Source organism: Bacteroides sp. RTP21281st1_H5_RTP21281_210402 (genome assembly GCF_040918965.1).
GTDB classification, from domain to species: Bacteria; Bacteroidota; Bacteroidia; order Bacteroidales; family Bacteroidaceae; genus Bacteroides; species Bacteroides congonensis.
Map to the genome: position 1 here is coordinate 46589 of NZ_JBCOWR010000007.1, position 12963 is coordinate 59551.

At 45.0% G+C, this 12963-nt stretch carries 8 protein-coding genes; all 8 read left to right on the forward strand.

What is annotated here, in order from left to right; translation table 11 throughout:
* Positions 1-4: 4 nt before the first annotated feature.
* The 8 genes from AB5443_RS12015 (at position 5) to AB5443_RS12050 (ending at position 12922) form a co-directional block, all read left to right on the forward strand.
* A complete protein-coding gene (locus AB5443_RS12015) occupies positions 5-1660 on the forward strand; it encodes an AMP-binding protein (protein ID WP_368113587.1) in 1656 nt (551 codons plus the stop codon).
* 189 nt (positions 1661-1849) lie between these two features.
* Complete coding sequence (locus AB5443_RS12020) at positions 1850-4027, forward strand: polysaccharide lyase 8 family protein (RefSeq protein ID WP_277132621.1); 2178 nt, start codon at positions 1850-1852, stop codon at positions 4025-4027.
* Between the two features lie 283 nt (positions 4028-4310).
* A complete protein-coding gene (locus AB5443_RS12025) occupies positions 4311-5804 on the forward strand; it encodes a sodium:solute symporter (protein WP_277132623.1) in 1494 nt (497 codons plus the stop codon).
* The gene (locus AB5443_RS12030) at positions 5804-8281 is read left to right on the forward strand and encodes a DUF4922 domain-containing protein (RefSeq protein WP_277132626.1); all 2478 of its coding nucleotides are present in this window, start codon (positions 5804-5806) and stop codon (positions 8279-8281) included. Before AB5443_RS12025 ends, AB5443_RS12030 begins: the two co-directional genes overlap by 1 nt.
* Complete coding sequence (locus AB5443_RS12035) at positions 8278-9618, forward strand: SpoIID/LytB domain-containing protein (protein ID WP_277132628.1); 1341 nt, start codon at positions 8278-8280, stop codon at positions 9616-9618. Before AB5443_RS12030 ends, AB5443_RS12035 begins: the two co-directional genes overlap by 4 nt.
* 15 nt (positions 9619-9633) lie before the next feature.
* Complete coding sequence (locus AB5443_RS12040; RefSeq protein ID WP_022137197.1) at positions 9634-10917, forward strand: MFS transporter; 1284 nt, start codon at positions 9634-9636, stop codon at positions 10915-10917.
* A 41-nt stretch (positions 10918-10958) separates the two neighbouring features.
* Entirely contained in the window at positions 10959-12074 is a 1116-nt protein-coding gene (locus AB5443_RS12045; protein ID WP_277132631.1) for an acyltransferase family protein, read from the forward strand.
* Entirely contained in the window at positions 12071-12922 is an 852-nt protein-coding gene (locus AB5443_RS12050; RefSeq protein WP_277132633.1) for an ATPase, read from the forward strand. Before AB5443_RS12045 ends, AB5443_RS12050 begins: the two co-directional genes overlap by 4 nt.
* The last annotated feature ends 41 nt before the right edge of the window (positions 12923-12963 follow it).

Genomic DNA, 12963 nt, shown 5'->3' on the forward strand with positions numbered 1-12963 from the left:
TATCATGGTAGAAAGATTTTTATCACAGACCTCTTTCAGTTCACAAGAGGATTTCAACAAAAACTTGAAAATAAACGTTCCGGAGAACTTCAACTTCGGTTATGACGTAGTAGATGCCTGGGCTGCCGAACAACCCGACAAGAACGCATTGCTCTGGACAAATGACAAAGGCGAGAGCCGCCAGTTCTCATTTGCCGACATGAAGCGCTATACGGACATGACCGCCTCGTACTTCCAAAGCCTGGGCATCGGTCGCGGCGACATGGTGATGCTGATTCTGAAACGCCGTTACGAGTTCTGGTACAGCACCATTGCCCTTCACAAGCTGGGAGCAACCGTTATCCCCGCCACTCACCTGTTGACAAAAAAGGATATTATCTACCGTTGCAACGCTGCCGACATCAAAATGATTGTAGCCGCCGGTGAAGGAATCATCCTGCAACATATCAAAGATGCCCTTCCCGACTGCCCGACTGTCGAGAAACTGGTCAGTGTCGGTCCGGAAATCCCCGCAGGTTTCGAAGATTTCCATCAAGGAATAGAGAATGCCGCCCCGTTCGTACGTCCGAGGCATGCAAATACCAACGATGATATTTCGCTGATGTATTTCACTTCCGGCACTACCGGCGAACCTAAAATGGTGGCACATGATTTTACCTATCCGTTAGGTCATATCGTAACAGGCAGCTTCTGGCATAATCTGGACGAGAATAGCCTTCACCTTACCATCGCTGATACGGGCTGGGGAAAAGCCGTATGGGGGAAACTTTACGGACAATGGATTGCCGGGGCAAACATCTTCGTGTATGACCACGAGAAATTCACTCCCGCCGCCATTTTGGAAATGATACAGAATTATCATGTCACTTCCCTCTGCGCGCCGCCTACTATCTTCCGCTTCCTGATTCACGAAGACCTGACGAAGTTCGACTTGTCTTCACTCAAATACTGTACGATTGCCGGTGAAGCTCTGAATCCTGCCGTATTCGAGACATTCAAGAAACTGACAGGTATCAAACTGATGGAAGGTTTCGGACAGACGGAAACTACCCTGACTATCGCCACCATGCCTTGGATGGAACCGAAACCGGGAAGCATGGGACTGCCGAATCCGCAATACGATGTTGACCTGATCGACCACGAAGGCCGTTCGGTTGAAGCCGGAGAGCAGGGACAAATCGTAATCCGCACCAGCAAAGGCAAGCCTCTCGGACTTTTCAAAGAGTACTACCGCGATGCGGAACGTACACACGAAGCCTGGCATGATGGTATCTATTATACTGGAGACGTTGCCTGGAAAGACGAAGACGGCTACCTTTGGTTTGTCGGTCGTGCAGACGACGTTATCAAGAGCTCCGGTTACCGCATCGGCCCGTTCGAAGTGGAAAGTGCGTTGATGACTCATCCGGCTGTTGTGGAATGTGCTATTACCGGAGTGCCCGACGAGATTCGCGGACAGGTAGTAAAAGCTACGATTGTTCTATCCAAAGACTATAAAGCACGTGCCGGAGAAGAACTCATTAAGGAATTACAGAATCATGTGAAGAAAGTGACTGCTCCTTATAAATATCCGCGTGTGATTGAATTTGTGGAAGAACTTCCGAAAACAATCAGCGGCAAGATCCGCCGAGTGGAAATTCGTCAGAATGATGAAAAATAAATAAGAAACGTTCTATCCTAAATGGGATGCCGGCTGTAACTTCCATTACAACCGGCATTTTTTATCATCCACAGTCCCAGTTTGTTTCTTTACATTCACTCAAAACAGGAAGTCTTGTTTTTTCATTCAATAGTTTTCCATATCTTTGTCCCGCAATGACTTGATACAACCATTTAAAATAAAACCAGCATGAAACTTATTTGCCGCATTATCGGAATATTACTTTTAATCTTGTGTACGTCTGCACCTGTCATAGCTGATAGCAATAAGAATACAGTCAACAAGCAAGTTATCTCCAATCATGATGAATTTGAAACTCTAATGGAGAAAATAAGAAAAGATTTTGCACAAAATCCACTTATTGGCGAGGCTTTAAACAAATACAACTCCGACAAAGGCTGTTTTACCGACGTAGACTACAGCCGCCGCGACCGCACCAATTGGGAGCCTCTCATCCACATAAACCGACTGTATGATTTTGCTTTTGCCTATACCAATCCGCAGAACGCCTACTATCAGAGTGAAGATATCTATAATAAGATAGTGAAAGGACTGGAATATTGGTATGAACGCAATCCGCACTGTAACAACTGGTGGTACAACCAAATTGCCGAACCACAGAAAATCGGCATATTGCTTATACAGATGCGTACCGGTCAAAAACAGATACCGGCAGCACTGGAAACCAAAACCTTGCAACGCATACGTAAAGATGGCGGAGATCCTGCCAAATGGACGGGTGCCAACCGGACAGACATTGCGCTTCACTGGATTTACCGTGCCTGTCTGGAAAAGAACGAAACCGACTTGAAAACGGCTCTCGAAAATGCTTACAGCCCGATAGAATACACAGTCAAAGAAGGTTTCCAACATGACAACTCTTACTTTCAACATGGGGTACAGCTTTATATCGGCGGATACGGCGATGAAATTCTGAAAGGAACCACACAGGTAGCCATGTACACGCAAGGAACCCGATATGCGTTGGATGCCGAAAAGATACGGATTCTGAGCAAATTCATGCGCGGGACTTATTACCAGACCATTCGTGGCCAACATATGCTCTTCGACGTACTCGGCAGAGGTATAAGCCGGAAAGATATAACCGACAAAAGTGCCACTGCACTGTTTGCCGAACGAATGATTGTTCTCGATCCGGAACATGCCGACGAATATAAGGCCATCATCGCACGTCTGAAAGGTGAGCAGCCTGCCAGTTACAAGTTGCAACCACTGCACACACATTATTTCCGGGGAGATTATACCCTGCACGTACGTCCCGGATATACTTTCGATGTCCGCATGGTATCCACCCGCACCATGCGTTGCGAATACGGTAACGGAGAAAACTTAAAGACTTATTTCCTGTCGGACGGATGCACCAATATAGCAACACAAGGAGACGAATACGTTAATATCCTTCCTGTATGGAACTGGTGCAGAATCCCCGGAACAACCGCTCCGCAACTGGCTACGATTCCGATGGCTGCAAGCGACTGGCAGACCAGGGGAACATCGACTTTTGCCGGCGGTGTATCCGACAGTATCTACGGAGTATCCGCCTACTCCTACACAGATAACTATGCAGGAGTCAATACCGGTGCTAAAAAAGCATGGTTCTTCTTCGATAATGAAGTGGTATGTTTAGGAGCAGGAATCAATTCTACTTCTCACGCGCCTATATACACTACAATCAACCAATGCCTGCTGAACGACAAGAATATACTAGTATCACAGAACAAGAAACAAACAGCTATAAAGAAAGGAGAATTTTCCTACGATTCTCCCGACTGGACTTTACATAACGGAATCGGATATATTTTTCCGCAAGGCGGGCGGATATACCTGAACAATGAGCAACAAGCAGGCTCATGGTATGACATTAACCATACCGAATCGAAAGAGATGCAACACCGGGAAGTCTTCACTCTTGGATTTGACCACGGAACTACTCCTCACAACGCCACCTATGCATATATCATAATACCGGGGATAACTTCCGCCCGGCAGATGGACACATACAATAAAAAGAATCCTGTTGAAATCCTAGTCAATACGGATTCGATGCAGATTGTAAGACACAAAAAGCTGAATATCTGGCAAATGGTATTTTATAGGAAAGGAACTTTCACTCATAAGGAGATTACCGTAAAGGTGGACAAAGCATGTACACTAATGCTCAAAAACACCCATCAGGACAATGCGGAATTGCATATTGCCGACCCTGCACAAAGCCAGTCGTGTGTCAAAGTAGATGTATGTATTCCCAAGGTTTCCAAAGATACCCGAAGCATCCTATGTGATTTTGAAAATACTGGCATCTATGCCGGTGCATCCAAGAAATACCTTCTTTACAAGAAACAATAATCCATTTGAGTTCCACATAATCCCCTTGTCAGCATGCTCTGGCGAGGGGTTATTCTCACTCTTACGAGAAAAAATACTCATACCTATGAGAAAATTTTCTCATAAGTATGAGTATTTTTTCTCATAGGGGTGAGAATGGTTGAGAAAAAACACTGGCTGATAATTTGTATAGAGGAAGAATGCTCTTTATTACATCTGTTTATTGGATTATATCATCGAAAACAGCTATATTTGCTACATAATTCAAGATATTTTATCTCCAAACGAATTTAAACAGCAGATAATGAGCCCAGCCGTCATATCTATTACTATTGTGGCATACTTTATAATCCTGTTCACTATTTCTTATATAGCAGGACGCAAAGCCGACAATGAAGGATTCTTTGTAGGGAATCGTAAATCAGCTTGGTATATAGTAGCCTTTGCCATGATCGGTTCCACGATTTCCGGAGTTACTTTTGTTTCCGTTCCGGGTATGGTGCAGGCAAGCAGCTTTTCTTATCTGCAAATGGTACTGGGATTTATTGTCGGACAGATTATCATAGCGTTTGTGCTCGTTCCTCTCTTTTACCGCATGAATTTAGTTTCCATTTACGAATATCTGGAAAACAGGTTCGGAAGTTCATCCTATAAGACGGGCGCATGGTTCTTCTTTATTTCAAAGATGTTGGGGGCAGCCGTCCGGCTCTTTCTCGTTTGCCTGACATTGCAACTGCTTATCTTCGAACCTTTTCATCTCCCGTTCTTGCTGAATGTTATCCTAACCGTATTTATCGTATGGCTCTATACATTCCGCGGCGGGGTGAAGTCATTGATATGGACAGATGTCCTGAAAACATTCTGTCTGGTAGTTTCTGTCGTCCTTTGTATCTATTATATCGCTTCCAGTCTGCATCTGAATTTCAACGGTCTGGTCACTACGATTTCGGACAGTGACTTCTCCAAGACATTCTTTTTTGATGATGTCAATGACAAGCGGTATTTCTTCAAGCAATTCCTCGCGGGGATATTCACCGTCATTGCCATGAACGGGCTCGACCAGGATATGATGCAGCGCAACCTAAGCTGCAAAAATTTCCGGGATTCACAGAAGAATATGATTACAAGCGGAATTTCCCAGTTCTTTGTCATTCTGCTTTTCCTGATGTTGGGAGTATTGCTTTATACTTTTACAACGCAGCAAGGTATTGAGAATCCAGGAAAAAGCGACGAGCTATTTCCGATGGTCGCCACCGGAGATTATTTTCCCGGCATAGTCGGGATATTGTTCATTATCGGGCTGATAGCTTCCGCCTATTCAGCGGCAGGATCTGCCTTGACAGCACTGACCACTTCCTTTACCGTAGACATCCTACATGCACAGAAAGAAGGGGACGCGGCACTTAGCAAGATTCGCAAGCATGTACACATTGGCATGGCAGTCGTTATGGGGGCGGTCATTTTCGTTTTCAATCTGCTGAACAATACCAGTGTGATTGATGCTATCTATACGTTGGCCAGTTATACGTATGGCCCTATCTTAGGACTATTTGCCTTCGGTATTTTCACTAAGAAACAAGTTTATGATAAATATATTCCGTTGGTAGCTATTGCTTCTCCTGTCCTTTGCTATATCCTGCAAAGAAATTCGGAAGCGTGGTTTAACGGTTACCAAATCAGTTACGAGTTGTTGATTATCAATGCCCTGTTCACATTCCTCGGACTTTGTTTGTTCATCAAAAGACAAGACAAAGAAACATCTTTCACAACTCATACTACAAAACAAGAAATAAAATAATGAAAACAACAATCAACTGTTTTCTTCCTTTCAGCAGGTTGGAAGAAACGATGCAGACGGTTAAGGAGTTACGGGCATCGACACTGGTAGACAAGATTTATTTATTGGCATCACCGATTACCAATGTCTGCATCCCCGGATGTGAACTCATCTCCGTAGAGAAAATGCAATCGACACAAGCGATGCGGGCTATTGCAGAACATTCTGATAAAGCATATACTTTAGTTTACACCAAACGTACTGCGCTGCGACTAGGCATGTTCGCTCTTGAAAGAATAGTTCAAGTCATGGAAATGACCCAAGCAGGCATGGTCTATGCAGACCATTACCAACAAATGGACGGTGTGCTAAAACCTGCTCCGGTCATTGACTATCAACCCGGTAGCCTACGAGATGATTTCGATTTCGGTTCGGTATTACTGTTCAATGCCAACACATTCAAGGAAGCGATAAAAGATACGGAAGAGGAATATCAATATGCAGGCTTGTATGATTTGAGACTTAAAACATCCCAAAAGAGCAGACTGGTACATATCAACGAATATCTATATACCGAAGTAGAAAGCGACAAGCGGAAAAGCGGTGAGAAGCAGTTCGATTATGTAGACCCTAAAAACCGCCAGGTACAGATTGAAATGGAACAGGCATGCACCAACCATTTGAAGGAGATTGGCGGATATCTTTATCCCAACTTCTGTCCCGTAGACTTCTCTTCCCATACTTTTGAATATGAAGCTTCTGTTATTATACCTGTACGCAACCGTATTCGCACAATCAAAGATGCCGTATGCTCGGCACTGAACCAGCAAACGACCTTTCCGTTCAATGTCATTGTCATCGACAACCATTCGACAGACGGAACCAGTGAAGCTCTACGTGAACTTAGTTCGGACAAGCGGCTGATTCACGTCATTCCCGAAAGAGATGACCTCGGTATAGGTGGATGTTGGAATGTAGGTATCCATCACGAGAAATGCGGAAAGTTTGCCGTCCAACTGGATAGCGACGACGTGTATAAAGACGAACATGCGCTGCAAATTATGGTTAATGCTTTCTATGAACAGAATTGCGCGATGGTTATCGGCACTTACATGATGACGGACTTCAACATGAACGAGATAGCTCCCGGCATCATCGACCATAAAGAATGGACACCCGATAACGGACGGAATAACGCCTTGCGCATTAATGGTCTGGGAGCACCGAGAGCTTTTTATACTCCAATTCTTCGGGAAATCAATGTGCCGAACACAAGTTACGGAGAGGACTATGCACTCGGCCTGAGAATCTCACACGACTATCAAATCGGGCGGGTGTATGATGTCGTTTACCTCTGCCGCCGTTGGGAAGGTAATTCGGATGCCGCGTTGCCTGTTGAGAAAGTCAACCGGAATAATCTATACAAAGACCGGCTCCGTACGTGGGAATTGGAACAGCGCATCCTGCAACAAAAAACGACATTAGAGAATTTTCAGCAGGAAATCGAACAGTTATTCCAAAAGCAGACCCTTTCATGGGAACTTGCCAAAGAGAATTATCGGACATTGGAACAATATAAAAAGCAAAAAAGAGATCTCTCCAAATGGATAGGTAAGACCCTCATAGAAGCAGGTGCGTTCCTTAACCCGAAACGTATTCTTTCGGCTACGGCACAAACAGATGCTGCCTCTGTTCACTCACGACCTTGTTTCCTCTGCCAGAAAAACCGTCCGCAAGAACAAGAATTCCTCAGCTATAAGAATTATCAGATACTGGTCAACCCCTACCCCGTATTTGAACACCACTTCACCATCGCGGACAAAGAGCACCGCCCACAATCCATAGCAGGATATTTTGATGACATGATAGAATTCACCGATATCATGAGAGAATACTTCCTCATGTATAACGGGCCGGAATGCGGTGCTTCCGCTCCCGATCATGCCCATTTTCAAGCCTGTACAAAAGAAGAATATATGGCTGGAATTTCTTACGATCTCTCCAACGATTGTACGGATTTAATAGACGACGATCAGTTACAAATAAATTATGTATGCGCACCGGCCAGCTTAATCAATGTTCAAGCGGATAGTAAGGAAACAATGGTAAAGATCTTCTATTTGATATACGACATTCTATCCGCTGATAGTAACGGCAAGGAACCCATGATGAATATTCTTGCCTGGTATGGCTTGGAACGCACCAAAGATTTTTTTGGAGATAACTACGAAGACGAACTTGAAGCCGCAACCAGATACCCTTACAAATGCTGCATCTTCTTACGCAGCAAACACCGTCCTGACTGCTATTTCGCAAAAGGAGACGAACAAATTCTCATCAGTCCTGCTATTGCTGAAATGAACGGCATATTCCCTATAGTACGTGAAGAGGATATGGAGAAACTGACTCCTGAAAAGGTATATGACATCTATCAGGAAGTATCGATATCTAAAGAAAAACTACAAGAAATAGCAGAACGCATTAAAGCCGCCTTATGACAGAGCCTCAAATAGCAGTTGGTATTCTTTCCGGGAAAGAGATTCAATTCTCTTTCCCGGATGAATTCATTTCTTCTGATGGAATAGCAATCTCCGGAATACAGCAAGCCGTTTATCGAAAAGGGAAAATCTATTGGCAGGAAAAAGAATATGATGAATTGTCCTTCACTCCCCAACAAACTACGTCTTCTTTTTTTGAATTGCAGGACGTAACCATCGGTATCAATTTCCATTGGGAACGTAAAGAAGTTCAGAGATTCAAAGGTGAATTGAAGATTATCGTTGAAGACGACAAGCTGACCGCCATCAATATAATTTCCATCGAAGATTATCTCACCAGCGTGATTTCATCAGAAATGAGCGTAACGGCTTCTTTGGAACTCCTGAAAGCACATGCGGTTATTTCCCGAAGCTGGCTGTTGAATAAATTGAGAGTTGAGAATGGAGAATTGGGAGTTACTGTGCAGCCGGATAACGCAGCCCACTCTCAACTTATCAAATGGTATGACCATGAAGCCCACAAGAACTTTGATGTATGTGCCGACGACCATTGCCAGCGTTATCAAGGAATCACACGTGCCTCAACGTCACGGGCTATTGAGGCTGTTTCCGCTACACGGGGTGAAACACTTATGTACGAAGGAAAGATTTGTGACGCCCGCTTCTCCAAATGTTGCGGCGGCGCTTTTGAAGAATTCCAGAACTGCTGGGAGAATGTAAGGCATCCCTATCTTATCGGACAACGGGACAGCCAAACTACAAACAAACTTCCTGACCTGACCATAGAAGCCGAAGCCGACAAATGGATACGCACTTCGCCCGTCGCATTCTGCAACACACAGGACAAGAAGATTCTCAGTCAGGTTTTAAATAACTACGACCAGGAGACTGCGGACTTCTATCGTTGGAAGGTAAGCTATTCCCAAGAAGAACTGTCCGAACTGATTCACAAACGCTCGGGCATTGATTTCGGGAAGATTATAGATTTAATTCCCGTAGAAAGAGGAACGTCCGGTCGTCTCGTCCGACTGAAGATAGTAGGCACGCTACGCACACTCACCATCGGAAAAGAACTGGAAATACGCCGTACGTTATCGACCTCTCATCTCTACAGTTCAGCCTTCGTTGTGGATAAGGAATACAAAGAAGAAGATAGAAAATACAAAGAAAAAGAGCAAGAAATCCCTTCCCGCTTTATCCTCACCGGTGCCGGATGGGGACATGGAGTAGGGCTTTGCCAGATTGGTGCTGCCGTAATGGGAGAACAAGGTTATAAATACGAAGAGATACTATCTCACTACTACCCCGGTAGTATGATTGAGAGACAATATAAATAAAATCAGACTGATACCATGACAACGCCAACCATAAACAAAAATCCCTGGAGCTGGATTCCAACCCTCTACTTTGCAGAAGGGCTGCCCTATGTAGCGGTAATGACTATTGCCGTCATCATGTACAAGCGCCTGGGATTATCCAATACGGAAATAGCCTTATATACTTCCTGGCTTTATCTCCCCTGGACTATCAAGCCTTTGTGGAGTCCTTTCGTCGATTTGGTTAAAACGAAGCGTGCCTGGGTTATCGCCATGCAAGGACTCATTGCTGCCGGATTTGCAGGAATAGCCTTTTTTATTCCTACGCCCCACTATGTGCAATTCACCCTTGCCTTTTTCTGGCTGTTGGCGTTCAGTTCGGCTACGCATGACATAGCAGCGGACGGTTTCTATATGCTCGGGCTCAACAACAAAGAGCAATCTTTCTTTGTAGGTATCCGAAATACATTCTACCGGCTCGCCAATATTTTCGGTCAAGGTATTCTTGTGATGCTGGCAGGATGGTTGGAGACATCGCAAAACAACATTCCTTTGGCATGGAGCATCACATTTTACTTTATGGCAGGATTATTTCTTGCGCTTACCCTATACCATCGCTTTATTCTGCCCCGCCCCAGTTCTGATGTCAAACGCCCCGGACTGACACCGGGAAAGTTATTGGAAGATTTTCTCCTGACTTTCGTCACTTTCTTCAAAAAAAAGCATTTGGGACTTATGTTCTTCTTCCTGCTCACCTACCGTTTGGGAGAGTCGCAATTAACCAAAATAGCCTCTCCTTTCCTGCTCGATACTACGGATAAAGGCGGACTGGGATTATCTACGGCAACAGTCGGCATGATTTACGGCACGATAGGTGTCATAGCCCTGCTAGTCGGTGGAATTATCAGCGGCTTCCTTGTTTCACGAGACGGATTCAGGAAATGGATACTCCCCATGGCACTAGCCATCAACCTGCCGGATATTTTATACGTATGGATGGCTGCCACCACTCCGGATAATCCCCTGTTTATAGCCATCTGTGTAGCTATCGAGCAACTGGGCTACGGCTTCGGCTTCACAGCTTATATGCTTTATCTGATTTATATTGCGGAAGGCGAGCACAAGACTGCCCATTATGCTATCGGAACGGGATTTATGGCACTGGGCATGATGATTCCGGGAATGCCCGCAGGCTGGATACAGGAACACACCAGTTACACCAGCTTCTTTATCTGGGTATGTATTTGTACCATACCCGGCATTATCGCTTCATTAATGATTCGCAACCGGTTGGATGATTCTTTTGGAAAGAAACAATAAACAATTTACTTAATAACTTAACACATTAACAAGTAACAGTCATGAATGTAACAAGTAACAAACGCCTGTTGGCACTCGATGTAATGCGGGGCATTACCATCGCAGGAATGATTCTGGTAAATAATCCGGGGTCTTGGGGATACGTATATTCTCCTCTTAAACATGCTCAATGGAACGGTCTTACCCCCACAGACCTGGTTTTCCCTTTCTTCATGTTTATCATGGGAATCTCTACCTACATCTCACTCAGAAAGTATAACTTCACGTTCAGTACCCCCGCTGCCCTGAAGATTATCAAAAGAACCATCGTCATCTTCCTTATCGGCATTGCCATCAACTGGTTTGCCTTGCTTTGCTACCATCACGACCCGCTCCCCTTTGCCCAAATCCGGGTTTTGGGAGTGATGCAGCGACTTGCCCTTTGCTACGGAGCGTCCGCATTAATCGCTTTGCTTATCAAACACAAGTATATACCTTATCTGATTTTTGTATTATTAGCAGGCTACTTTATCATCCTCATCACCGGCAACGGATTCGCCTACAATGAAACAAACATTCTTTCCATTGTAGACCGCAGCATCCTTGGAGACGCACACATGTATCAGGACAACCACATCGACCCAGAAGGGCTTCTCAGCACTATTCCTTCCATCGCACACGTACTGATAGGTTTCTGCGTCGGCAAACTATTGATGGAAGTAAAAGATATCCGCGAAAAACTAGAGCGGCTCTTCCTTATCGGAACTATCCTCACTTTCGCAGGTTTCCTGCTCAGCTACGGCTGCCCGTTCAACAAAAAGATATGGTCACCGACTTTTGTCCTGGTCACTTGCGGACTAGGTTCCAGTCTGCTGGCTTTGCTTGTTTGGATAATCGACATAAAAGGATACAAGAAATGGAGCCGTTTTTTCGAGTCTTTCGGAGTGAATCCACTCTTTATCTATGTACTGGCAGATGTTCTCGCCATCCTGCTAGGCGTCATAACCGTCACTTGCCAGGGAGAAAGCACTTCCTTGCAGCAGGCCTTTTATACCAATGTCCTACAACCCGTTTTCGGGAATGAAGGGGGCTCCCTTGCTTATGCCATACTATTCGTCCTGCTCAACTGGGCAATAGGATATATATTATATAAAAAGAAAATATACATCAAGATATGATACTGATTGCAGATAGCGGTTCTACCAAGACCGACTGGTGTGTCGTACTCAACGACACACCTATCAAACGAATCGGAACGAAAGGGCTCAACCCTTTCTTCCAATCGGAAGAAGAAGTTCAACAGGAACTGGCCCATTCACTCCTGCCGCAACTACCGGAAGGAACGATTAACTCCGTCTATTTCTACGGTGCAGGCTGTACACCCGAAAAAGCCCCCGTCATCCGGCGGGCGATTGCCGACAGTTTACCCATTGTCGGCAACATCAAAGCCTATTCGGATATGTTGGCTGCTGCCCGCGGGCTATGCGGACACGAGGCAGGTATTGTCTGTATCCTCGGAACAGGTTCCAACTCCTGCTTTTACAATGGAAAAGAAATTGTCAACAACGTCTCACCACTGGGATTTATCTTAGGCGACGAAGGAAGCGGCGCAGTGCTGGGAAAATTGTTAGTAGGTGATATCCTGAAAAACCAACTCTCCCCTGCCGTAAAGGAAGCATTCCTCAAACAATTCGACCTGACAGCTCCCGAAATCATCGACCGGGTCTACCGTCAACCTTTCCCGAACCGTTTTTTGGCAAGCCTTTCTCCTTTCATCGCGCAGCATTTGGAAGAGCCTGGCATCCGCCGGTTAGTCCTCAACAGTTTCATCGCTTTCCTACGAAGAAATGTGATGCAATATGACTATGCACAGTATCCGGCACATTTCATCGGTTCGGTAGCTTATTGTTACAGGGAGATATTGCAGGAAGCCGCACAGGAAACGGGCGTCAGCATCGGTAAGATTCTCCAAAGCCCGATGGAAGGGTTAATCCGGTATCACACTGTTCCGTGCGACCAATTATAGTTTATTCTTAGTAACTTATAATCAGATATTTGTAATCATCC